Origin of the sequence: Mycolicibacterium sp. Y3, from assembly GCF_051188035.1 — a bacterium.
Classification (GTDB): Bacteria; Actinomycetota; Actinomycetes; order Mycobacteriales; family Mycobacteriaceae; genus Mycobacterium; species Mycobacterium fluoranthenivorans.
Map to the genome: position 1 here is coordinate 5,502,233 of NZ_JAVQLT010000001.1, position 23,850 is coordinate 5,526,082.

Annotated in this window: 24 protein-coding genes and 1 pseudogene; 3 read left to right on the forward strand and 22 right to left on the reverse strand. The window is 64.3% G+C overall.

The window, feature by feature from the left end:
* Positions 1–2: 2 nt before the first annotated feature.
* From QN239_RS26890 to QN239_RS26965, 16 genes are all read right to left on the reverse strand, one after another.
* Positions 3–1,205, reverse strand: a complete 1,203-nt coding sequence (locus QN239_RS26890) for a phage major capsid protein (RefSeq protein WP_499014963.1) — start codon at positions 1,203–1,205, stop codon at positions 3–5.
* Between the two features lie 12 nt (positions 1,206–1,217).
* On the reverse strand, positions 1,218–1,769 hold the full coding sequence (locus QN239_RS26895) for an HK97 family phage prohead protease (RefSeq protein WP_499014965.1): 552 nt from the start codon (positions 1,767–1,769) through the stop codon (positions 1,218–1,220).
* Positions 1,759–2,889: a phage portal protein gene (locus tag QN239_RS26900; protein ID WP_499014966.1), complete on the reverse strand. Its 1,131-nt coding sequence runs from the start codon at positions 2,887–2,889 to the stop codon at positions 1,759–1,761. Before QN239_RS26900 ends, QN239_RS26895 begins: the two co-directional genes overlap by 11 nt.
* A gap of 104 nt (positions 2,890–2,993) precedes the next feature.
* On the reverse strand, positions 2,994–4,400 hold the full coding sequence (locus QN239_RS26905) for a terminase TerL endonuclease subunit (RefSeq protein ID WP_499014967.1): 1,407 nt from the start codon (positions 4,398–4,400) through the stop codon (positions 2,994–2,996).
* Positions 4,401–4,469: 69 nt separating this feature from the next.
* The gene (locus QN239_RS26910) at positions 4,470–4,826 is read right to left on the reverse strand and encodes a hypothetical protein (RefSeq protein WP_499014969.1); all 357 of its coding nucleotides are present in this window, start codon (positions 4,824–4,826) and stop codon (positions 4,470–4,472) included.
* Entirely contained in the window at positions 4,801–5,172 is a 372-nt protein-coding gene (locus QN239_RS26915) for a hypothetical protein (RefSeq protein WP_499014970.1), read from the reverse strand. Before QN239_RS26915 ends, QN239_RS26910 begins: the two co-directional genes overlap by 26 nt.
* On the reverse strand, positions 5,169–5,534 hold the full coding sequence (locus tag QN239_RS26920) for a hypothetical protein (RefSeq protein ID WP_499014971.1): 366 nt from the start codon (positions 5,532–5,534) through the stop codon (positions 5,169–5,171). Before QN239_RS26920 ends, QN239_RS26915 begins: the two co-directional genes overlap by 4 nt.
* A gap of 290 nt (positions 5,535–5,824) precedes the next feature.
* Positions 5,825–6,109 (reverse strand): hypothetical protein, encoded by a 285-nt coding sequence (locus tag QN239_RS26925; protein ID WP_499014972.1) that lies wholly within the window; start codon positions 6,107–6,109, stop codon positions 5,825–5,827.
* A gap of 122 nt (positions 6,110–6,231) precedes the next feature.
* Entirely contained in the window at positions 6,232–6,507 is a 276-nt protein-coding gene (locus QN239_RS26930) for an HNH endonuclease (protein ID WP_499014974.1), read from the reverse strand.
* On the reverse strand, positions 6,507–9,800 hold the full coding sequence (locus QN239_RS26935) for a hypothetical protein (RefSeq protein ID WP_499014975.1): 3,294 nt from the start codon (positions 9,798–9,800) through the stop codon (positions 6,507–6,509). The genes QN239_RS26930 and QN239_RS26935 overlap by 1 nt, the downstream gene beginning before the upstream one ends.
* 373 nt (positions 9,801–10,173) lie before the next feature.
* Complete coding sequence (locus QN239_RS26940) at positions 10,174–10,356, reverse strand: hypothetical protein (RefSeq protein WP_499014977.1); 183 nt, start codon at positions 10,354–10,356, stop codon at positions 10,174–10,176.
* A complete protein-coding gene (locus QN239_RS26945; protein WP_499012757.1) occupies positions 10,350–10,517 on the reverse strand; it encodes a hypothetical protein in 168 nt (55 codons plus the stop codon). The genes QN239_RS26940 and QN239_RS26945 overlap by 7 nt, the downstream gene beginning before the upstream one ends.
* A gap of 915 nt (positions 10,518–11,432) precedes the next feature.
* Positions 11,433–11,684 (reverse strand): hypothetical protein, encoded by a 252-nt coding sequence (locus tag QN239_RS26950; RefSeq protein ID WP_499014978.1) that lies wholly within the window; start codon positions 11,682–11,684, stop codon positions 11,433–11,435.
* Between the two features lie 148 nt (positions 11,685–11,832).
* The gene (locus QN239_RS26955; RefSeq protein ID WP_499014980.1) at positions 11,833–12,462 is read right to left on the reverse strand and encodes a hypothetical protein; all 630 of its coding nucleotides are present in this window, start codon (positions 12,460–12,462) and stop codon (positions 11,833–11,835) included.
* Positions 12,459–12,587, reverse strand: a complete 129-nt coding sequence (locus QN239_RS26960; protein ID WP_499014983.1) for a hypothetical protein — start codon at positions 12,585–12,587, stop codon at positions 12,459–12,461. The genes QN239_RS26955 and QN239_RS26960 overlap by 4 nt, the downstream gene beginning before the upstream one ends.
* 335 nt (positions 12,588–12,922) lie before the next feature.
* Positions 12,923–14,299: a recombinase family protein gene (locus QN239_RS26965; RefSeq protein ID WP_499014984.1), complete on the reverse strand. Its 1,377-nt coding sequence runs from the start codon at positions 14,297–14,299 to the stop codon at positions 12,923–12,925.
* A gap of 37 nt (positions 14,300–14,336) precedes the next feature.
* Between QN239_RS26965 and QN239_RS26970 the strand changes: the two are divergent.
* Positions 14,337–14,639, forward strand: a pseudogene (locus QN239_RS26970) (hotdog fold domain-containing protein); the annotation flags it as partial.
* Positions 14,640–14,656: 17 nt separating this feature from the next.
* Here the strand turns inward: QN239_RS26970 and QN239_RS26975 are convergent.
* A complete protein-coding gene (locus tag QN239_RS26975; protein ID WP_499014986.1) occupies positions 14,657–14,995 on the reverse strand; it encodes a YybH family protein in 339 nt (112 codons plus the stop codon).
* Positions 14,996–15,000: 5 nt separating this feature from the next.
* Complete coding sequence (locus tag QN239_RS26980; RefSeq protein WP_499014988.1) at positions 15,001–16,656, reverse strand: carboxylesterase/lipase family protein; 1,656 nt, start codon at positions 16,654–16,656, stop codon at positions 15,001–15,003.
* A 118-nt stretch (positions 16,657–16,774) separates the two neighbouring features.
* On the opposite strand from QN239_RS26980, the gene QN239_RS26985 reads away from it, so the two are divergent.
* Positions 16,775–18,037, forward strand: coding sequence for a cytochrome P450 (locus tag QN239_RS26985; RefSeq protein ID WP_499016981.1), 1,263 nt, complete (start codon positions 16,775–16,777; stop codon positions 18,035–18,037).
* Here the strand turns inward: QN239_RS26985 and QN239_RS26990 are convergent.
* On the reverse strand, positions 18,003–18,656 hold the full coding sequence (locus QN239_RS26990; protein WP_499014991.1) for a TetR/AcrR family transcriptional regulator: 654 nt from the start codon (positions 18,654–18,656) through the stop codon (positions 18,003–18,005). The genes QN239_RS26985 and QN239_RS26990 overlap by 35 nt on opposite strands.
* An 89-nt stretch (positions 18,657–18,745) precedes the next feature.
* Here QN239_RS26990 and QN239_RS26995 point away from each other — a divergent pair, with 89 nt between their 5' ends.
* Complete coding sequence (locus QN239_RS26995) at positions 18,746–20,281, forward strand: MFS transporter (RefSeq protein WP_499014993.1); 1,536 nt, start codon at positions 18,746–18,748, stop codon at positions 20,279–20,281.
* Here the strand turns inward: QN239_RS26995 and mftG are convergent.
* Genes mftG through mftE form a run of 3 tightly spaced genes read right to left on the reverse strand, consistent with a single transcriptional unit; the run spans position 20,271 to position 23,814 of the window.
* Positions 20,271–21,653 carry a mycofactocin dehydrogenase MftG gene (gene mftG / locus QN239_RS27000; RefSeq protein ID WP_499014995.1) on the reverse strand — a complete coding sequence of 461 codons (1,383 nt, stop codon included), beginning with the start codon at positions 21,651–21,653 and terminating at the stop codon, positions 20,271–20,273. The two genes, QN239_RS26995 and mftG, sit on opposite strands and share 11 nt — an antisense overlap.
* A gap of 8 nt (positions 21,654–21,661) precedes the next feature.
* Complete coding sequence (gene mftF, locus QN239_RS27005) at positions 21,662–23,074, reverse strand: mycofactocin biosynthesis glycosyltransferase MftF (protein WP_499016982.1); 1,413 nt, start codon at positions 23,072–23,074, stop codon at positions 21,662–21,664.
* Positions 23,071–23,814: a mycofactocin biosynthesis peptidyl-dipeptidase MftE gene (gene mftE, locus QN239_RS27010; protein WP_499014997.1), complete on the reverse strand. Its 744-nt coding sequence runs from the start codon at positions 23,812–23,814 to the stop codon at positions 23,071–23,073. Before mftE ends, mftF begins: the two co-directional genes overlap by 4 nt.
* Positions 23,815–23,850: the final 36 nt, after the last annotated feature.

Consider the following 23,850-nt stretch of genomic DNA (forward strand, 5'->3'; position numbering starts at 1 on the left):
CATCAGCTCACCTCGTTCTGCAGCACGCGGAACGCGTTCTGATCGTCAATGGTGCCGTCCGCACGCATCCGTAGGGTGTACTCCACGGCGCCCTCATTGGCGTGGGTGTACGGGTTCACGATGAGTTCGGCACCCGAGATCTGACGGATGATGTACCCGGATTCCAGATCGCCGAACGCACCCCACTTGTTCGTGCCGCCGTCTGCGTAGTTGGCCCACGCCTGGTCGATGACGATGGGATAGCCCAACAGGTACTGATTAGACCGTCCTACGCTAATACCGTCGTTGGCGCTGTTGAGCAATGGCCGACCATTAGCGTCCAGAATGCCCTCGATCAGACTCAGGGTGTAGTCGTTGAAGGTCCACACCGCTTGGTCTCGATAGTCGGGGTCCACCTGGTGCACGGCATTCAGGAGGTCCGCATAGGTCGGCGCCGCATTGTCGAAGGTGTTAGCGGCGACGGCCGTACCCGTAGCCAGACCGAACGGCTCGGTAGTACCTGCGCCATTCACCCAGTCCCGGGCCTGCTTACGCGCAATCCGCTGACCGAGCTTCTTTGCGATCAACCCTTCGATGTCGAACATGCTGTCCTGCAGCATCTCAGCGCTGACCAACAGCGGTGTGTTGCCGGCACCCGGTGCGGTGTAGGTGAAACTCCCCAGCGACTTGCGGCCGTACACCAGGTCAGCGCCGCCCGACGTGGGAGCGGCATTCTCGGCCTTGATCACGCCGGAATTAGCGGTGTCATCCAAGTTCGGCCACTGCCACGGTGCGCCGTTATCGCTGGGCTGGACATTGACGACGCCGGCCACACCGCCGTACCGCTTCTTTCGGTCGGTGATCTTGTTCAGCAAAGTAGTCGGGACCAAGTAGCCGCCAGTACTGCCGGTACCAGTGCCCTGCGCTCGCAACTCCGCGATGTCGGCGTTGGCCTGACCAGTGCGCACGTAGGAATCAAACGCACGTTCCAGGGTGTCGTCCTGCTTAACGCTGGTGACGTTCACGACGGCAGCCAGCGATCCGCTCGGGGCCTCGTATGCCGCCTGCCGCTTGCGGATTTCCTCGCTGCGCTGGGCTGCCTTCAGCTCGCTTTCCAGGGCCTCCCACTGGGCTGCCTCGTCATCGGTGAGGTGGCGATCCTCGGCCTCGGCCGGGTCAGTGATGGAGCGCTGTTCGGTGACAATCTGCTCAATAGTCTTCTTCAAATCAATTACCTTTCAGTAAGATTCCCGCACGCGCATACGCGCACGGATCAGTTGGGATTGGCGGATACCGGATGTCGATTCGGCCGGCATGCTTCGGACCGAGACGGTGGTCTCGGGGTACTGCGGGAAAGCCACGACAGAAACGTCTTTCAACCGGGCCACGCTGGTCTGCACCCACAGCCGGCGTCCCTCGTATGTGTCCCAGCGGTATTCGCCCGGTTTGAACGAGAACGAACACCCCGTGAGTAGCCCCGAATCGACCATCTCGCGGACGCTGTTGCCCAGCGTGGTCTTGAGGTCCATCTCGAACTCAAGGCCGGTGGAGTCTGTAGCTAGCCGCAGACTTCCATTCTTGGTGCGGGCGAGGAGTTGGTTCTCGTCGTGGTTCAGTAACCCGACAGTGTCCAGGTTGGGTGACTCAAGAACAGACCTGAAAGCCGTTGGCGCAAGCATTTCCAGACATGCGCCAAGATCGGTTGTGACGTTGTACAACGCTGCGTAACCGCCCAGCTTGTTACCGGTAATCGACCTGTCCAGGCTGGCGAAGCGACGTTCAGGGCTCATTGACCACCGCCGGGGCAGTCGTCGCCGAAGGCTTCACCACGTCACCACCGGGTAGCGGTGGCCGGTTCAGCTCCCGCCGCACCTCGTTCAGCGTGAGCACTCCAGCGTCGTACTGTTCGATCAGCAGACCCACGCTCGCCTCGGGGTCTGGCGCTAGCAGCTCGTGATAGTCAAAGTCCGCTTTCTGCCCATGCGGCAGCAGCAGTGAGAACCGGCCCTCAATGCGCGACGTCCAGTGTTTGAACGTGTGGGTTGACAGCGCCCGGTGCATCTCGGCGATGCCAGATCCCCAACTGGTCTGCTTTTCGGACAGGCCGACCAGCGAGTCCGGAATGCCGAACAGTGTTGCAATTTCGGATTTCTGGAACTGTCGGGATTCCAACCACTGCAGATCTTCGTTAGGGATAGACCACGGTGTGATTTTCACCTTGCGGTTGATGAACGAGATTTCGCCGGCGTTGGACTCGCCTGCAATCTTTTTGTCCAGGCCCTCTTTGATGGTCTTTACGTCTTCGTCGGTGATGTCATCCTCAAAGACCGCGATAGCCGACATGAGGGCACCACCGTTGAACAGACGCGCGGCGCTTCGGTCCGCGGCCAGGCCGATACCAAAGGCCGAATTGCGCGCCAACGTAAGCTGACTCAGACCCCGGATGCCATCGGTTCCCATCGCCTTGACATGGGTGATGACGTACGGGCCGGCCGGCGTCATCGAGTCGGTGAACGTCCGCGTTGTGCCGTCGTTCAGGCTTACCTTGTACGTCTTGATGCCGGCCTTATCGATATCGATACTGACCCCTGACGGATGCAATGGCACCACGCCGAGAAGCGACCCGGCACCGCTGTAGATGTGGGCCAAATATGCGTTACCCCAGAGCAGCCCGTGGGTTAGTACCAGTTCGATAAGCTCGTGCTTGGTCAGTCCGCCGGCCGGATTGTCCAGCCACGACGGGACAACCTCTGTGAGACCGTCAGTCTCGTAGACCGCACGCAGCGGCAGTGATGCGATACCAGAGGCGATGATCGACACACATCGGTGGACTGCCGCCAAACCGAGAACGGCGTGCTCTGAGACGTGCACGCCGGTCAGCGATGGTCCCCCACCGGACACGGTAAACATTGCGGGATCTGAGATGGACCAATCCCGGGATTCGGGTGGTGGTTCAAACGGTGGATCTGGGACGCGAGGTCTTCGCGAGAAAATGCTCAAATGTATTCTCCTAGTTACAAAACAAAGGCCGGTGCGCGTTTCTTGACCGGCTGTTGCGCGCGGTCGTGGCACAGGACAAGCGCGATGGCAGCGTCGATGTGGCCGCGAGACTTGGACTTGGTGAGGCTGAAACCGCCGTCGACGTGCCTCAACATGCCGTTGAGGATCTGGCGCTCGTAATCCGCTGCGCCGTCGTGTGATACCTCTTTGCGCATGATTGCCTCATAGAGGCCACCGCAGGCCGGCACCATGCGTTGAATCGACTGCGGGAACTCCACCATCGGCAAGCCCTCATCGGCAAGCTCGGTCGCGTACACCTGAAAATAAGCTGGGTCGTATGCGATCTCGACCAAGCTGTAGTCCCGGTTCAGTTGGCGTAGGTGAGCCATCACGGCCGAAATGTCGACGGCCTGTTCTTTCCTCGGCTTCCAGATTTGGGCCGTGGTGTGCAGGACGCCGTCAGGTCGCCGTTGACCCACCACAATCGCCGTCGTATCGCGGGTACGGCCTATATCCAGGCCGGCCCACGTGTCAGCGCCAAGCTTCAGCTTGTGGTCGCTGATCAGATTGCGCCAGACCTTGCGGCCATCCACGCCTAGCCAGCAGTCCGTCCCCTCTACCCATTGCGCGAGACGGAATAGACGAAACTCCGACTCCGGCATCATCTCTACATCGGTACGTAGAGCGTCAATCGACAGGTAACCCTCATCGATAGCGGGATTGGCTTTCAGCCAGTTCGCTTCGTCGCGATAGTCGCAGTCATCGGGCGCGGACAGTTCGGTGTAGGAGAAGCCGGCCGGCGCACTGCCTTCGCGGTGGATCTCGCGCAGGCGCCACAGAGCAGACTTCTCGCGGTCCACACCCGGGGTACCGATGCCGACCACGAGCGAACGCGTCCGCTTACCAGAAGCGAGAACCATTGCGCTCCAGCTCGCGAACGGCTGGAAGCCGATCTCATCCACGATGGCGCATGTCGGGTCCAGACCCTGTAGGCCATCCACATCGTTGGCGATTGGATAGCACTCGCCGCCGTTATATCCAACAACGATTTTGGCGTTCGACATCGCCGTGTAGACCAGAGCGCGGGTGCTTAGTTCCTTCTCGGCGGCGACCATCTTGCAGGCCACGTCATAGACCGCGCGGGCGGCCTGGCCCACTGTGGTGGCCATGATGGGGACTTGTGGTTGGCCGGTCTCGTTCTTGTCGAACGTCGCCCACACCGCGATAGCGGCCAACAGGGTGGACTTACCCTGACCGCGCGGCGCCTGTAGGACTGCCTGCCGGATACCGGGTTTCAGGATCTCGCGTATCCACGCCTTCTGGAACTCGGCGAGCTTGATCGGCCTTCCGAAGCCGACACCCTTCGGTGAGCGGCAATAAGTTTCGATAAACCGGATGCACCGCTCTGCGGGATCATCCAATCGCCAGCGGTACCACGGTCCCGGTTCATCACACTCAAACTTGGCCCGCGCGTTACCGCCGGTCGCCAACTACAGCTTCACATCTCGCCAGATCGCTGCAGCCCTGCGGAACATCGCGAATTCTGGCGTAGCACCGTGCTCATCGTCGGCACCCCGGCCGTATTCGAGTGCGGCAATCTTGGCCGGGTCATCGTCGCTATAGACGGTGCCCAACTTGGTCTTACGAGTGGACAGTTTCTTGAGCGCGGTCTTGCGGGTCTTCACCTCGATTGAGGCTTTCGTCTCGCCGGTCAGAACCGGAGTGAAGGCGCGCACCGTGTCAGCCACCTTCTCGGGCACCGCCTGCAGGTCTCGGCGAAGCTCACTGGAGCTGGCGTTGATGGCGTCGAGAATCGCCTGTTCAATCTGCTTCCGGGTCGATGCCATCCAGGTGCTCCTTATTCATGCGTGCCCATTCGAGAGCGATACGATTGCCACTGCCGCCGGCTGCTTTGAACTTCTCGTAGCCGTCTTCCCCGAACACGACTTGCCCGAGCCGCACGTTGTACGAGGGCGTCAGCGGCTCACCATCGATGCGATAGGGCGAGATCAGCTCCCCGTCGTCGTCGCGGTCGCAGCGCTCCAGATCGAACTGCAGGGCCTCCCAGCGCTCCTGCTGGTCGTCATCGAGCAGGGCAGTATTCGGGATGTGGAATACGGTGCCGTCAACCGTCGTGATAGCCACGCTCGCGGTGAAGCCGAAGAACTGGGCAAGCTCGGTGACGTCGCTCATTCGGCGGCACCCTTGAAGAGCTTGGCGGTGTCGGCGGTGGAGCCATGTCCGGCGTGCCCGCTGAGCACTGCGAGCAATCCCTCATCGAAGACGCGGCCAGCGGCCACGTGATCCCCCGCGAGAAGGTACTCGGCTGCGGCTTCGCCGGCTGCAAGACCGACTTTGAATGCTTCGAGATCGTCGTCAGTGAGTTCGCGAGAGCTGGACGCGATTAGATCAGCGGCGATCTCACGCGCTAGCCCTTCTCCGGCCCGTTCACGGATTGCCTGAACGAGCTGTTCGGCGACTTGATTGACGTGTTCGGGATCGATGACAGCTTTGATGTTGACTGTTACGTCTGGCATGCGGAAATTCCCCTTCAAATGGGTTTGAGTACATTTGCGACCTGCGGTTTTACAGCTTCGCTAGCGACTGGTTTTTATGCATCTATGCACGTCAAGGTGCATATTTGTGGCCTGGAATGACCTTGGTTATAAGTGTGCGAAACGGACCCGGCGTTCACCAGGGCCTTTGGGTCCTGAACTTTTAGGCACTCTGACCTGCGGTGATGCTGGACTGGTACGACCGCAGGGCTCTGACCTGCGACGATCCACCGATACGCACGATCCACCCATCATGCATAGTTATGCAGTGATGTTGCATGATGCCTGGACTACGGATTGTTTGCTGAGCCGCGTCTCAGTCGGAGTTCGTAGGTCGCGCACCAGTCCACGACGCTGCGGTCCTCCGTGTACGTGACGTCACGTGGTCCTTCACGCACGATCACGTCGTCGGCGTAGATGGTGCGGTCACCGATGGTGACGGGCTGCCCCATGCCGAATGGCGGTGCCAAGGCGACGATGCGCTCGTATGCCCGCATAGCGCCGGCCTGTGCTGCTGCATCGCTACCGGCGAAGCAGTGCACGCTGTACAACCCCTTGTCGTTCAGAGCATCCACACCGCCACCGATGCGGCGTACCACCCATGAGGGCAGGGGTGCACCGGTCTTACGGGACGTACCTACCGTGCCTAAGGGTTTGAGGCACGCAATCAGTACTTCGGTGCCGTCGGGTATATCGCTCAATTCCTGTTGCCTCGCTTTGGATTACAGTGCTCGCACGCCGGCCTGATGTTGATTGGTTCGTGGCCGCCGCCCTTAGACACTGGGATGATGTGGTCCTTCTGGGTGGCCGTGCCAGTGCATCCGCGTAGACGCAACTGGCACGGGCCACTCGGTGTTGGTAGCGCCCGGTAAGCGGGATGCTCGTACGTCGCCCTACGGCGCTTCCGATGGCATGGCCGACAACGGGTACTGGCGGACAGCCGCCCACAGTCGAGACAGGGGCGAACGGTCATCAGCGCGACATTCCCGCTTGATAGCCCTGGGCCGCAAGGTAGCCCGCGAGGTCAACCGCTGAACTCTTGCCGCCACCGCCGGTGTCGTGCCAGTTTTCGATATTGAAGAGCGGGCCGCTCTGCTGATTGCTCTGTTGCTGCTGCGGCGAGTTCGGGCTCTGCTGCTGAGCTTTCTTGTTCGCGGCCTTATCGAGCATCCCAGCACCACCGCTACCGATCGCGGGAGCGGCACCAGCGAGTGCGCCGGCCGCACGCCACAACCAAGAATCCTTGAGCGGGTTCTTACCCGTGTCGGGATTGGTGACGCTGAACGTGTCAATCAGACCTTCAGCACCGATGCCGGCAGCCTGGCCGGCGAACTTGGTGGTTCGGTCGATGAGCTGCATGCCCATCTGCGCTGCGGCTGCCGCTGCCTGCCCACCGAACGGTGCACCAGCGGTACCCATGGCGGCGATGCCGGCTTGCATTGCAGCGCCCATCAGTCCGCCTGTGATGCCGATACCGCCGCCGCCTTGGGGCTGCCAGCCAGGGTTCTGGTGGTCGATGCCTTGGGCTTGGTATGGCGTGCCGAACGGTAGGCCCTGCGGCATGTTGCCGGGACCGCGGCCACCTCCGCCCGGGAATGAACCCGGGGGTGGTAGCGGACTGTTCAGTCCGGGATCGGTGTTATGCGGGCCATAGATGTCCACGGGACTGGGCGATGGCCCTGCCGCTGCGATGGATGGCACCGGGGGTGCTGTTGGCCTGTGGTAGTGCGACGTGAACGAGGGATCATCGGCGCCTGTGCCGCCTACGCCACCCCGCGCCGCTGCGGCATCACTCCCCCAGTTGAACGGCGTTCCGCCAGGCAGGGTGGCTTGCATGTGACTGGGGTTGAAGCCGATCCGGAAGTCGCCGGGTCCGCCCATACCGGGTGCGAAACCCATGCCAGGCAAGAGCTGGTCAGCGTTGTGAGTCGTGAGCGACCCGCCGGCCGTCGACTTGCCATCCATCAGGTTGACGAGATCTTCAACAGCACTGGAACAATCGGCGAGACCGCGGCTCAGATCCTTTGTCGCGTTGTCATATGACCCAGCGGGAACGCGAGACAGTAGCGCCCGGTCGCCGGGATAGCCACCGACGCTCATCCCCTGTGCCGCAGTACTTGCCGTGCTGTTGGACCCGCCGAACAACATCCCCAGCGCCCCATAGGCGCCGTTCCCCTGGGCGGCGATAGGCGCCAGTAGGCCGTTGAGCGGCGCTGTCGCCAGCGACGCCACGAACTTGACCAGGTTGTCAGCTAGACCAGGCAGGCCCTTTGAGAACCCGAGATCCTTATCGAGACCGGCGCTCAGCTCACTGAACGCACTGCTCGCGTCCTGCAAACCCTTGAGGCCCGTTTTGTTCGCCTCATCCTTGGCTTCCTGCAAGCGAAGTTCAGCCTGGATTTGATCCTGCTGCGCCTGTGCGAGTTCGTTTCTCGCCTTGGTGATCTCGCCTTCCTTGGCAGCATTCGACGCCAGCAGAGCCTGCAGGTTTGCGTTGTCCTGGGCCACCTTGGTCTGTGCGTCTACGACTCCCGCAGCAGCGCCGTAGAGACTCGATGTGACGGGATAGCCCTGAATCAGGGACATCGGGTCGATGTTGGGGCGAGCCACCACCGGCATGTCGATCCCCTTGCCGCCACCATCTGCGGGCACACCAGGTACGGAGTAAGGCTTGAAATCCTCTGCAACCCAGCCGAATTTCGGGTCCCACTTCTGGCCAAAGCCAGGTGCGGCGGGCATACCATGACCAGGACGGTCGGGCATCCAGCCCTTTCCGTCTTCCCAGTGCTGACCGAAGCCGGGGATTGCGGGCATACCCTTACCGGGTTCGGCGAAGCTGCCTCCGCCGCCGTTGAACTTGGGTCGCAACTTGCCATCGGGACCCTGCTCGAATTCGGGCAAGCCCAAATCTCCGGCGTTCTTTACGTCGGACTGCAATCCCACCATCGCCGGACCGCCCCACTTGGCCAAGGTGGTCAGCCATGCCGGAATCGATACCGCGGCAAGAGCTGTGGAGATTCCACCGGCCGCAGCATTGGCCACCGCCGGCAACCCGGTGAGCGCCGTCTTGATGGTGCCCAATGAGGTGATGACGCTGGAAAGACCTTCGATCGACTTCCATGCCATGAACGCGCCCACCACGGCATAGATCAGGCCGGGGTGTTCCTTGAGGGCGTCAGCGATCGTCTTTGCGGCGCTGGCGATCCCGGGCAGTACATCCTTAGCGACCGGGGCCAGAGCAGCAAATGCGCGGCCGGCTTCCCACACAATCGAACCGATCTGTTTGAGCATGTCGACGCCGTCGCCGATCCACTGCTTGAGCTGGCCCGATTCCTTGGCCGACTCAATGAAGTGCGCGAATTCAGTTGCCGCGTTGGAGATCGACGTCGCGAAACCCGGCAGGAACGTAGAACCAACCTGAACGAGATCGGCAATGGCCTTGGTGAGCGGTCCAGCGGCCGGCGCCAGATTCTGGAACGCGGTAGTGACGTTGGTGAGCGTGCTCGATATCGCGGCGGATGTCTGCGGGGTCAACAGTTGATCCCCGACACCCTTGAGCATCGAGTTGAACGCACCCGCAATGCCTGTGGTGGTCTTCTCAACGCTGGGCAAGAACCTGTCGGACAGTTGGTGGATCTCGCCGGCCAAGCCATCGAAAAACCGTTCCTGCGTGGCCTGTTTCAGCGCTTTCAGCGGACCTTGGGCTAGATTCTGGATCTCCAATGCTGCCTGCTGCGCAGCCGGTGAAAGACTCTGCAGATCCTCGGCGAACTTCTTCGGATCGCCCATGTGCTTGATCGCATCGCCGAATCCACGGGTAGCGACGGCCAGTGCCCCGAACCCTGCGCCCGCACCGACAAGCGCGGCCGGCAAGGCGGCGAAGGCCCCGGCCGCAGTGAAAGCGGCGCCTGTTGCAGCGAGCAGGGCCGGCGCGGCGCCGGCCATCGCGAACGAACCACCGGCACTACCGAGGCCACCGACGCCCGTCGTGAGCTTCTCAATTCGCTTGGTAAGGCTGTCCAGTTCACGGCCGGCAGCACGGTCGTATGCCCGTCCGTATGCGCGGCCATTACGTTCCCCCGCAACGGCCGACTTGCCCTCGCTGGGCTGCGCCGGGTCAAGCTTGGCGGCACGATTGAACTCATTCTTGAAACCGACACCGGCGGGTCCGCCGGCCTCTTTGAGCTTCCGCTCAACCTCGGCGACTGACTGGTTAAGGTCTTTCCGAATGATCTTGGTTGAAATGTCAAGTTCGACGTTGGACAACGGGGTTACCCCCTTTCATGGCATGACGAATGCCGCCGCGTCCAAACGCTCGTGGAGCGACGACAAGGCGGTTCGGGTGTGATTGGTTGGGCGCGGAGATTCAGCGCCTTAGAAAGTTGGGTGCCCCTGCCGCTGCGCCTGTCCTCCCGTTGATCCGGGAACGGAAACCGTTGGCACTGGCTCGGCGCTGTCGCGAGATTGCGAAACGCGACACGGCAGGGGGTGTTTGGCGAGGGGAAGACCGCCCTGTAAAGAGGTAACCCTCGCCAAAGATTGGGGCACCGGGGAGTCGCTTGCGCGTTACGACTCAACCCGGTGCGCCGGGGTCCGCTGCCCGCGCGGGAAGGAGGTGCCGGGGCAGCGGAAGTTTTTGTTATCGGGTATCGAGTTCTTCGGCAAGATCGGTCAGGGCGTTGCACACGGCGTATACGTCGGCCGGCGCGAACACCATCCGTGCGCGCCCACGGCGGCAAAGCCGCTCAAGGCGCAGCAGCTTTCCCATCGCGTGGATTTCGTACGGCTCACCGCCGGTCGCCGGGATAGTTGCAATCAACATCCGGCACACCACTTGGCCGGCGTGACGACGCGCGGCCCGCAGGGTGTTGCCGTCACGTGGATGAGGTGGGGTTGGCCGGCGATGTCGACGCGGGCGATGTAGCCGGTAGCGTCCTCGGTCAGTTCTACGACGTCCGTGCCGAAGGCAATGGTTGGTTTCATGGTTCCCCTAGAAGTATTTATTAGCGGTGCTAACGACCGCGGAACTGTTGCGGTAGGCCGACCACGAGGCCAACCAGAGATCCCCCAGAACTCCACCCCACGCCAACCGCAACCTGTCATGCGCTCAAAGCGTCCACCGGGCGCACCGCGCCGCGACCCTGCTGCCCAAACCGTCAGGCCCTGTTGTACTTCTGTACGTAGTTATGCACTTCGTGCACTACTGGGATGTGCACTACTGGGATGTACTTCTATGGTGCGGCATTTAGCAGCAGGGGGGTGCTGTATTGAGCAGCAGGGGGGTGCGGCTTCAAGCGGCAGGGTGTCTGTAGGGGGTGCTGCTTTAAGCCGCAGGGTACCGGGGCTGCCTGGTCCGCCCAATGCCTCGATTTCCGCCGGAGTAAACCGGGTGTTGGACATCTGGAGGTGCCATTTCTCGCCGACAGGCTTACCCCTGCCCGGGCGTGTGAGGATCTCTCGCACCAGCCACCCATGCACCTGGAGATCGACTAACGCGCGCGCCACGGCTCCACGATCCATACCCAGGCTGTCTGCGACATCTTTTGCCGATTGGTCCCACTCCGGACTATGTGACCAGATATAGAGAGCTACCCTGCCGGTGGCTGGGCTGAGTTCTTTATCGCGAGCAAGCTCTATCGGCACGCTGGCGTAGAGCTTTTTGCCCTCGGGTGTCTCCCCGAGAATTCCATGATGTTGGACCTTGTTACGTGCGGTCAATCTTCGTCATCTTCCTTGCCGGCGTCCGGCTTCCTTGATTCGTTACAACGCGGATAGCGTCGAGTACTGCGACCAATTCATCAGGCCCGAGATGAATACGCGACGGACCCTGATGGATAGTCACACCACCGTCATTGCGTGGCGCGATATGCGTAGGCGCACCGCGGCCCAGGTCGACCTTCACGACTGGAATTCCAGTGTCTTCGGATCGAAGTCGGGCGCCGGCCGAAAACCCTTCGCCGCGCATTCCTGCACCGTCTCAATGTCGACGTGCTGCACCAGCGAGAGCACTTCATAACCTGCGAACCCGCGCGCCTCGGCGGCATGCAGCATTGCCATGGCCAGCCGACGCCGACGCCTGTATCTGGCTTGCTTATCACGGTCGCAATCGCGGCATACGCCGTTCAGATAGATATCTTTATGGGTGCACACTGCGCCCCCTTTCAACGAAATAGATGACGGTGTGCAGCCTTGGGCACACCTGATTTAGACAAAAAAATTGCGAGGCGTTTTCATCCTCTACCTATACGGCATTTAAACCCCCATAAGAGGCATAAATGTCAAGCATTCTTTGAGTGAATTACGCCACTTTTTTATATCGCGGTATTGCACCATTGGCTCGCCTTTTCGCGCGATCCCTTGCGTTATCCGAAATCGCCTCGCATTTAGGTCCGCAGTACTTCGGTGGCCGGCCTCTGCCACGCCGATATTCCAAGCATCCGTTGCAATGACAGTAGGTCCACAACCACGGCATTATGCGATAAAGCAGCGGGTCATCATCGAGTACCGCCTCCATCTCGGGATGGATGGAGCGCCACTCCCGAGGCCCGCCGAATTCACAATCCGACCATGACCGCTTGATCGGCAGAGGCCACGACACCGCACAGGTACGGCACACCTCGGCGATATCACTGGGCACCGGCTTACGTGTCTTCTGCCCGCCGATGTAGACGTAGTCACCACTGAGCCACGACTCGCCAACATGCCCTCCCCACACCAGTGGTGACTCGGGATCGAGTTCGATGTACTCGTCGTTGTCGTCGGTGAGGAACTCAAGCGCTGCGCCGCCCCGAGTTGGTTGGGCGGTGTCGGGCAGGTATTCGGCGCGGCCGGCGGCGCTGTGACGGTCGAGTGGGGTCGACCAGATATGCGCGTCGGGGTCGTCCTCAATACTCTGGTCGAATCCGGCGAGTAGTTCGAAGCGACTCATGCCGCACCCGCCATACGCACCGGCCGCAGTAGCTCGACAAGACGCGCGCGCTGGTCGGCCGTTAGCGGCGGGGTGTCGGCCACAAGCCGATCCACATAGTCGTCAATCTCGCTGTCATCATCCATATGTCGTCCCCTAGAAAATAAGAAAGCGACGCCAGGCCATAGGACCGTCGTCGCAGAAAATTGGAATAAGAAAAGGGGCCGCCTATCGGCAAACCCCTTGAAAGTCAAAGCTATTCAGTGCTCACCACACCCGCACCGCCCGTACTTCGAGCCTCGCATCATCACCGTGGTATTGAGCTATGCGGTTCTTCGACCCACCCCGCGCCCCGCACTGGGGCCAGCATCGAAAACAGGAGAAGAACCATTGAATTGTGTCGCTGTCGGCACCCGCACCACCCGCTTTGGGCCTCGCAGGCGTATGCCTCTAGCCACCACCATCATAGCATCAGGGTTGATCAGGGGTTTTTGCGCTTGATGTCGATCAACTTCGGGTCAAACTTCCGCTGGCCATGCGGCGCGGGATAAACCGTGATCGTGACGGACGCGGCTATCACCGCCGCCTTGATCTCTAGGCTTGCAGCGTCCCACCGGTCGTGAATCGTGCGGGTGTCGTCTTCGTCGGCGTCGAGCAACTGCACCGCCGGGTGAACGGTCACGTTGCCGGCCAGAGCTAGCCCGATCTCGTCAAGCTCGGCCTGAATCTGTAAAGCGTCGCGCTCCACGTCATCCGCAGTCAGGATGCCCTTTCGCAGCAGACCCGCCAATGATGCCTTTGTCGTCAGCAGTGCTTTGCGCCGGATCTCCAGCTCGGTTGTATCGGCATCTTCGCCGCGCAAGTCCTCGGCTAGACCCTGACGGGTCAGATACTTCAACGTGAACTTGGTGACGAATTTGTCCAGTGCCGGCACGCTGCGGGCCACGTGCGACTCCCGGCACGCGTAGGTGGGTGGACGGCTTCGCCCGTGCGCCCAGCGCCCGTACAGCGGCTTAGTGCACACTCCACACAGCGCGATACCCGACAGCAGATGTACGCGCTTCCACGACAGGGCGGACTGGCGCGCGGGGTCGCTCATAAGAGCTTGCAGCCCGCGCCAGAGCGTCTCGTCCACGATGGGTTCCCACGTACCGGGTCCGATGACGTCGCCGTTGTGAACGACCAGCGCCGCAAGGCGCGCATTGGACAGCACCCGACGAACGTGCAAATTCGACCACGCCGCGCCGCGCACTGTCGTGACACCCGATGCATTCCAGCGGCGGGCAATCTCGTGTATGGAAGTGCCGGCCAAGATGTCTTGGACGGCCTGACGAACCATGGTCGCTTCCGGTTCCCGATGGGTGCCGTCGCCATTGAACCCGAATGGTCGACTGCCTTCTTTGCGCCAAGCGCCGGCCAACCGACGCTCATGGTTGGCGGCGCGGCGACGCTCGGCGTGATGCTCCGACTCCTGCCGCGACACGCTGCCCAGAATCCGCGCGATCATCCGGCCCGCAGATGTCGAGAGATCCAACTGACCTGAGTTCACGGTGGCGACGCCAACGCTCCCCACCGCGTCGATGATTCGCTCAAGGTCCGACAGCGACCGATACAGCCTGTCGACATGCCAGCACACCAGCGTGTCGTGGCGACCCCCGGCGAGGTCGATCAGCAGCCGCTCAAATTCGGGGCGCACTGCCCCGCTGTAGGCAGAAATCGAGTTGTCGACGTACTCGGTCACCTGATGGGCGCCCAGCTTCTCAGCGAGCGCGCGGCAGGCTTCTAGCTGTCGGTCCACGCCAGCCTCGGTGTCCCGCGCATCCAGCGAGATTCGGGCGTACACCGCAACACGAGTCATGGATTGAGACTAGCGCACTTGGTGCACAACTGATACTTTCTTCGTCTACAACCACCTGCACACCGTGCATGCGATCGCGTCCTGCAACGCCGCCGAGGTGGCGATGGGGATGGCCATGGAAGCCACGGTGCCCGCCACGCATCGCTGGATCCCGAAGGCCATGACGGTCCAGTACCTGGCCAAGGCCACATCGTCACTGCGGGCCGTCGCCGGGTTCGAGGTGCCGGACTTCGGTGCGATCACCGAGGGCACCGAGATCGTCGTCCCGGTCCGGATCCTGGACCGTACCGGCGCGGAAGTGGTGCACGCCGAGATCACCACCTGGGTCACGCCGGCCTGAGCCGATCCGGTGTGCCTCTAGTCCAGGTAGGTGCCGTGGCCTTCGCGCACCAGTTCACCGTCGAAGATGAGGACCTCGTTGACCAGCTGCCCGCGCTGATTGCGGTAGTTGATGACGAGGGTGGACACGCCGCGGTAGACCGCGACCAGATCGAAGTGCAGATCGGGAAGTTGTGCCAGCGCGCTGGTCCAGTACTCGCGCAGCGCCGCCTTGCCGCGCACCACTCCCCCGCTTGCGGGCACGACGCGCCCGGCGACCGGCGAGCTGAACACCACGTCATCGTGGAAGTGCGCGAGCACGGCCTCGACATCGTGCCGGTTCCAGGCATCCACCCAGATCTGTGCGAAGTCACTCATCGGCGTCAGCTCGGCAGTCCGGCCCAGAACGCACACTGGTGCGCCGTCGCGAAGTCGGTGACCATCCGACTGCCGTCGGGTCGCAGCTGCATCCACGACGAGGGGTCGGGGCGAGCGGAGCGACGGGGATCAGGTTCATCGTCGACCGGTGGCCACACCGGCCCACCCTGCACGGCGGGGACACCGGTGGTGACGAATTGCGTCCAGTACGACAGCATCTGATCGGACAGCCGCTGTTGGGCCGCGGTCAAGGCGGGCGCCCCGCCGATCTCGAACAGGTAGCGCAAGTCCAGGGAGTGGCTGGCGCCCACCGAGAAGGGCAAGTGCCGCAACGGGTCCGGAGTCGGCGGTGCGGGATCGTCGAATTCGTAGCCGTACACCGGCGCCGACCTGGCCAAGTCGGTGGCCATCCGGTGCGCGACGCAGGCGAAGACACCGTCGGTGACCGCCGCGGCGTATGCCAGCGATGCATCACCGCCGAAGCGCGCCAGCGGATATCGCGCGCCGACGGCAGCCCCCTGGCGGCCGAAGGTGTCCGCGAGCAGGCCCGGGTAGTCGGCGGGAGTGGACTTGTGCCCGGTACGCAGGTACTGCAGAGCCACGAACAGCGTGAATTCATCGGCGGTGGTCCCGATGAGCACCGGGACCTTGGCCGCCTTTCCGTCGTGGATCATCGCGACCGGATCGGCCGGCAGGATCGGTGTACCGGTCGCCGGGCCGGTCAGCCAATCACTGCCGATCCGGTAGAACCACGGTGGCTGATCGAGTCTGGCCGCGGGTAGCGCGCGGAGGCAGCGCGCCGCGTCCGCCGGATCGGCGCAGCCCACCCGCGCGGCGTAGCGCAGGCTTTCGCGCCGGGCGGCGGCCAGGTCGGCCTGCGCCTGACACGGACCGCTCTGGATGATGGCGGCCCGGAACAGTCCCGCCGAACCGGGCGCGACAAGGTGATCGCATACCGACATCGCCCCCGCCGACTCCCCGGCGATGGTGACTTTTCCGGGATCGCCACCGAACGCACCGATGTTGTCGTGCACCCAGTGCAGCGCCGCCTGTTGGTCGGCGAGCCCGTAATTGCCGTCACCGACGCCCGGGTGAGCGAGGAATCCCGGCGCCCCGAGCCGGTAGTTGATGGTGACCACGATGACCCGGCCCTTGGTCGCCAACCAGCGCGAGCCGTACAGCTCGCCGCTGCCGTTGAGGAACGCGCCGCCGTGGATCCAGAACATCACCGGCAGCCCGACGGCGCCGGCGGGCACCCAGACGTTGAGCGTCAGGCAGTCCTCGGAGGTCTTCCGGCCCCAACCGGGATCACGCGAGACATCCTGCAGGCAGCGGGGACGGGGCACCGTCGCGTCGCGGACACCCGGCCACGGGGCAACCGGCGCGGGTGGTTGCCAGCGCAGCGGGCCCACCGGAGGCGCCGCGTACGGAATACCTTGGAACAGAACGTAGCCGGAGGCGGCAGCCCCTTGAAGCCGGCCGTCGGCGATGTGCACCAGGCCGCTGTCGAGCCCGGGGTCCGGTGTGGGCACCCGGCTGGTGTCGGCCACCTGGCCGGCGCCCCGTGCGCAGCCGCCGAGGACCACCACGCCGATCACCGCGGTGGCCAGTAGGCGAGCGACGGGGCCGGACCACCGGCGCCCGAACGGACCGGACAGCATGATCGCCGAGCCTACGGCAGCCGATCGGCGCAAACCCGCCCGCGCGGTGGTGCGCATCGCCGACACTGGGGTCGACCGGAAACCTGACACCCGTCAAGTCAACCGCAAGGAGCTGCCGATGAGCACCCCGACCACCGATCGCCCGGTAAGTCCGCAGAACCGCGTCCTGGCCGACCCGACCGCCTACGCCGATGAGGCGCGCCTGCACGCGGCGCTGCGCCACCTGCGCGCCGAGCAGCCCGTCTCCTGGGTCGATTTCCGGCCGTACCGGCCGTTCTGGGCGATCACCAAGCACGCGGAAATCATGGCGATCGAACGGGAGAACGACCTGTTCATCAGCGAACCGCGGCCGCTGCTGGCCACCGCCGATGCCGACGACATGGCCAAGGCTCAGCTGGAAGCCGGGATGGGCCTGCGCACCCTGATCCACATGGACGATCCGCACCACCGCAAGGTGCGGGCCATCGGCGCGGACTGGTTCCGCCCCAAGGCGATGCGTGACCTCAAGGTCCGCGTCGACGAACTGGCCAAGCGCTATGTCGACCGGATGCGCGAGATCGGGCCCGAATGCGATTTCGTCACCGAGATCGCGGTGAACTTCCCGCTGTACGTGATCATGTCGCTGCTGGGGCTGCCCGAGTCCGATTTCGGGCGGATGCACATGCTGACCCAGGAGCTGTTCGGCGGCGACGACGAGGAATACCAGCGCGGCAAATCCCTCGAGGACGGCTTGGAGGTGCTGCTGGACTTCTTCGCCTATTTCTCCCAGCTGACCGCCTCACGCCGGGCCGACCCGACCGAGGACCTCGCCTCAGCGATCGCCAACGGCACCATCGACGGGCAGCCGCTGTCCGATGTCGACACCGCTTCCTATTACGTGATCGTCGCCAGCGCCGGCCATGACACCACCAAGGACGCGATCTCCGGTGGCCTGCACGCGCTCATCGCGAATCCCGCCGAACTGGACCGGCTGCGCGCACACCCCGAACTGATGGGCACCGCAGTGGACGAGATGATCCGCTGGACCACCCCGGTCAAGGAGTTCATGCGCACGGCGACCGCCGATACCGAGGTGCGTGGCGTCCCCATCGCCAAGGGCGAATCGGTCTACCTCGCCTACGTGTCGGGCAATCGTGACGAAGAGGTCTTCGAAGATCCGTTTCGCTTCGACGTCGGTCGCGACCCCAACAAGCATCTGGCCTTCGGCTACGGTGTGCACTTCTGTCTGGGGGCCGCGTTGGCCCGGATGGAGATGACCAGCCTGTTCGGTGAGCTCATCCCCCGCCTGGACGCCATCGAACTGACCGGTACGCCCGAGCTTTCGCAGACGGTCTTCGTCGGCGGACTCAAGCACCTGCCGATTCGGTATTCGTTGCGCTGATCGAGTGGGTGGCCAGGAAACCGTCCACCGACACCCGGGCGATCTGCTCGTAGTCGAAATCCGGGAGCGTGCTGAGCTTTCCGAGCACAACCGGCCCCAGTAGCAGCGCCGCAGCCGTGGTGCGGTCGACATTGCCCAGTTGGGCGATGGCATCCGGGCTGTCCAGGACGGCCTCCAAGGGAGCGGCATACTGTTCGGCCACCCGTTCACGCAGCGTGCGTACCTCGGGGCTGTCGGATTTGGCCGCGGCGCCCGCGCGGTCTGTCCAAGGCAGCGCCGTGAGGTCACCGCCCAGTGCCAGCCACGACATCGCCGCCACCGTCACCGGCACCTCTGCGATCAGCGCGGCCTGCGCCTGCACCAGCGCCGTGAGCCGTTCCCGCAGCGGCCCTTCCGGCGGGGGCTCCGGCGCGGCCGGAATCAAGGCGTGAAAGGCGGCCGCCAGCAAGTCATTTCCGCTCGGAAAATGCCGGTACAGCGTGGCCCGGGCCACGTTCGCGCCGCGCAGCACCGCGTCGACGGTCACCGCGCTGGGCCCGCCGGACCGAAGCAGCGCAGTCGCGGCGTCGAGCAGCCGGGCCCGGGACCGGGCCGGTCGCGGATCCGATTCAGCCGCCATCTCGAAACTCCTCCGCTCCAGAAACAAGACTGTTAGTCTTGCAACGAGACTAATAGTCTCTTTATTGTCGCACCCCGGGGAGCCCAGCAATGGTCGACACCACACCTCTGGAGGTGCCGATCGCCTCGGCGCGAACCCGGGCCTGGACACTGTGCGTCGCCTGCCTGGGCGTGTTACTGGTCATCTCGTCGATGGTGGCACTCAACACCGCCCTCGGCGATATCGCCGTCGCGATGTCGGCCAGCCAGACGCAGCTCACCTGGATCGTCGACGGGTACACCCTGGCGTTGGCGTGCCTGCTCCTGCCCGCCGGCGCGATCGGCGATCGGTTCGGCCGGCGCGCCGCCCTGCTGGCCGGACTGGCGGTGTTCGGGGTGGCATCGGTGATTCCCGCACTCAGCTCCGACCCCGGCCACGTGATAGCCGCCCGCGTGGTCGCCGGGGCCGGCGCCGCCTTCATCATGCCCGCCACCCTGTCCCTTCTCACCACGGCGTACCCAAAGGACCAGCGCACCAAAGCCATTGCCATCTGGGCCGGTATCGCCGGCTGTGGGGCCATCGTCGGGATGCTGGGAACCGGTCTGTTACTGGCGATCTGGTCCTGGCAGGCAGTCTTCTGGGGTTTCGCGATCGGCGCGGCGCTGACGTTCGTCCTGACGCTGACCGTCAAAGAGTCCAAGGACCCCGCGACCACACCGTTGGACGGCCTGGGCGCGGTGACCATCGGCGTCGCGGTCGCGGTGCTGGTGTTCGGCATCCTGGAAGCGCCGGCGCGCGGCTGGGGACATCCCGTCGTGCTGTCGTGCATCGCTGCCGGCGTCGTGTTGATCGCGGTGTTCGGCGTCCTCGAGTTGCGCGTGCGTCATCCGCTGCTGGACGTCCGACTGTTCCGGGTTCCCGAATTCGGTACCGGAGCGGCGGCCATCACGGTGCTCTTCATGACCATGTTCGGCTTCTTCTACCTGGAGATGCAGTTCCTCCAGTTGGTACTGGGGTATTCACCGCTGGGCACTGCAGTCGCGCTGTCGCCGTTGGCAGTTCCGCTGCTGATCCTCTCGCCGCTGTCCGCGTGGTACCTGCCGCGGCTCGGCTTGCGGTTCGTGGTCTTCACCGGATTGATGTTGATGGCGATCGGGCTGCTCTGCATGCGCGGGCTCGCGGTGGACGCCTCCTATGCGGAGCTGGCCTGGCCGCTGCTGGTCATCAGTACCGGCGTCGGTTTGTTCACCGCGCCGACCACGTCGGCGATCATGACCTCGGCCCCCGACGACAAGCAGGGTGTGGCCTCCGCGGTGAACGACACCACCCGTGAGATGGGCGCGGCACTGGGAATCGCGCTGGCCGGTTCCATGCTGGCCGCCCGCTACACCCACGAGATCATGCCGGCTCTGGGCCGCTATCCCGAACCGCTGCGTACCGCAGCGGCCGGCTCGATCGGTGAGGCACTCAATGCCGCAACACGTTTGGGGTCAAACGGCACGGATCTGGCGTTCGCCGCGAAGATGTCGTTCCTGTATGCGATGCAGGGTTCGTTGACGGTACTGGCGATCGTGACGGCCGGGGCCGCGGTGCTGATCTCGATGTTCGCGCCCGGCCGGGACGGTAAGGCACTGTTCAGGAGATGAACTCGGCCGCCCGGTGACCGATCATCGCGATGGTGGCGTGCGGCCCCCGGCTGGGCAATATCGGCATGACCGACCCGTCCACCACCCACAGACCGTCGATGCCGTGCACCCGGCAGCGCTCGTCGAGCACCGGACCCATCGGCGCGGTACCGCTCAAATGTTGCGTGGTGGTCCAATGTGCTTCGCGCCCAGCCACTCCGGCGATCTCCCTGGCGAGTTCGGCACCGTGACGCAGGGCCACCACATCGGCTTGTTCCCCGTCATAGTGGTGCTCGATGACGGGGGCATCGGCCAGATCCGCCGACATCACCGAGAGCCGCCCCCGCGATTGCGGACGCATCAGAGCGATACCGATATGTGGACGATCGGCGGGACCCGCCCCGATCATCTCGGCGAAACCTGTGGTGTAGAGCCGGAGTTCGAGATCGTCCAGGTACAGGGCCGCCTCCACCGGGGGCCGGCCCGGTGCGGCCGGCCAGTCGACCGGCAGCACCCACTCCGGATGATCGCAGAACGCCGCCCCCACGGGCAGCCCGGTATGCACGGTGATACCCGCGTGCTCGAGGATGTCCGCCGGCCCGACACCCGAGACCATCAGCAGCTGAGCAGAACCAATCGCCCCGGCCGACAAGATAATTCGGTCAGCGGTCAGAGTATGTACCCCTGCCGGGCCGAGCACCTCGACACCGACGGCGCGCGCTCCCCTGATCAGGACACGCAGCACGGGAGCGCCGGAGCGCACGGTGAGATTCGGTCGGGACAACGCCGGGAGCAGGAATACCGACGCGGGTCCCAGCCGGATCCCGTCTTCGATGTTGAGTGGTATCGCGCCCACTCCGGGCCCCTCGGGTTCGCCGTTGAGATCGTCGAGCCAGGGATACCCGAGGCCGAGCCCTCGTTGCACGAACGTCGCGGTGCCCGGGCTCAACTGCGCGGTCCGACGGACCCGGATCGGCCCGTGCGCGCCGTGCAGGGGGCCGGCGCGGTCCAGATCGGTCTCGATCGCCCGGAAATGGGGCAACACGTCATCCCAGCGCCAGCCAGGCAGATTCCACCCGTCGAAGTCCGCGGCCCTACCCCGGCAGAAGTACCCGCCGTTGATGGCGCCCGAGCCACCCACCACGGCTCCGCGCACCACCGTCGCCGTCCGCTGGGGGTGGTCGGTCAGCGAGGTGGCGTACTGCCGAACGACTGCGCTGCCCGGCCCGATCGGGAGTCTGGTGGCATCGCGCAGGTGCGCCGACACCCCGGGATCATCGGCACTCGGGCCCACTTCGAGGACCGTGACCTTGCATCGTTCGTCCACCGAAAGACGTTCGGCCAGAATCGAACCAGCACTTCCCGCGCCGACGATCAGGACATCGCTGTGCAAGTTTCAGGTCACGACCGGATCTGCGGTTTGAGCGCCCCGACGTGCCGCTCCCGCACCACCCCGGTCCACAGGCCCAGCCCGTAGGCGATGTCGTCGAGGCGTTTGAGCAACAGGTAGCTGAGCACGCCGACCCGCTGGGTGTCCTGCTCGGAGTTGTTGTTGCGGCTGACCCAGTCGGCGAGCCCGTCGAGGATCGCGGCCACCAGGACCACGTGCCGGCAACGCCGGAAGAACACGGCCGCCAGCAGCGCCACCGGCCAGTAGTGCCGGCAGATGGCCGATGCGGCCTGTAGCGCCGACCCCCACAGCCCCCGCGCCGCCATCGCGGCGACATCCTTGGGTGCGGTCTCCACCGCGTCCAGTGAGGTGGCGACCCGGCGGCCGAACAGCAAGGTGATGACCGCGGCCGCGAAATATCCCAGATTCGAACCGCTGGCAATCAGGATCCAGACCAGCAACATCCACCGGTGCACCACCATCGGCGCGGTCTTACCCGGGTGCCGCACCGAGAGCGGGGCCGCGGATTGCCCGTAGAAGGCCTTGCGCCCGAACCATTCCCGCAGTTGGGTCCGGTGATCGTGGCCCACCAGCGCGATGGGTTCATAGCGGAGGCGGTGACCGGCCTCCACGAATCGCCAGCACAGGTCGACGTCCTCCCCGGAGCGCAGGGTCTCGTCGAAGCCACCCACCTCGGCCAGCAGGTTGCGCCGGCAGATGATGGCGGCACTGGGCACATAGGACACCGGTCCGTAGGGGACGACCGGAGCCTCCCGCATCCCCAGGTCCAGCGAGGAGCGCACCGATTCGTACCGGGCCACCAGGTTGTCGGGCTCACGAAGACTCACGATGCGCGGTGCCACCAGCGCGACAGCGGGATCGCAGAAGTGACCGAGCAGCGCCTCCAGCCACCCCCGGCGGGGCACCACATCGGAGTCCAGGAAGGCCACGAAGTCGGTGGTGCAGGCGGCCAGGCCGGTGTTGCGCGCCGCGGCCGGACCACGGCTGCGCGCGTGCCGCAGCACCACCACCTCGCTGCGCACGCCCTCGAAATCGGAATCCTGCACCGGCACCGCCGAGCCGTCGTCCACCACGACCACCCGCATCCCGCGCAACGAGCGCACCAGCCGGCACAGGCCAAGGATGTTGTCACGCACTGGCACAACGACTGTGACATCGCGGTGGGACGGACCGGTGGCCGGCCGCGGGTGCGCCACGGTGGCATCGAGCAGGGTGCGGGCCAGCTGGGCCGACAGGGCGTCGTGCACCTCCAGGCGGCCACCGTCGAGCATGGTCTGAGCGACCGGCGCCAAGCGCAGCAGCCTGGTCGGCGACCCGCCGAGCAGGGCTGCGCCCTCGCCGAGGACCTTCACCCGGCGATCGACCTGGACGGCGAATCCGTCGGGCAGCCGCGGACCCGTCATAACAGCATCCCGCGCGCGTCCGGGCTCCACGCCGACACTCTGCGCACGCATCCGTCGACCATAGCGGCGAAGAGCCGCGCGCCGTCCTGTTCTGTGGCAGTCGTCGGGTCCCCCAGGACCCCGATCTCACTCACCGCAGCCACCCCGCCACGGCGCATCGCCGGCATCAATTCCGACAACGGTGCTCTGTTACCCGGCACGCGTTCCTCGATCCGCACATTCTCTGGTGAAATATGTAGCAATACAGAAGTTTCGGTATGTCCCGCATGAGCGTCGGCGCCCCGCACCGTACACGAAGACCAGGCGGCATCGCGGCCTTCCGCTCGTAGCAGCGTCACCGCCGCGGTCAGCGCCTCGACATTTCCGCCGTGACCGTTGACGAAGACCAGACGTGTCGCCCAGCTGCACGCGGACCGGCCGAACTCGGTCAGGACCAGGCGCAGCGCCTCGGTGCCGATCGACACCGTGCCGGGGAACCCCTCGTGCTCGCCGCTGGCGCCGTAGCTCACGGCGGGCGCGAGCAGCCAACCTGCGCCGATCCGGGGAGCCGCGGCGCGAGCGACCGCTTCCGCGATCCGGGTGTCGGTGTCCAGCGGCAGGTGGGGCCCGTGCTGTTCGGTCGAGCCGACCGGGACGATCAGCGAAGGCTTCCCCGCAGGCGAGGAGCCATGCAGCCGATTCGACGTCGCGGTGCCGAGGTCGGTGGGGAGGGCCACCGGACGATGGTAGGCCCAATTCACCTGGCGTGCGCCGATTGTTGGCGCATGCGCTGCAAT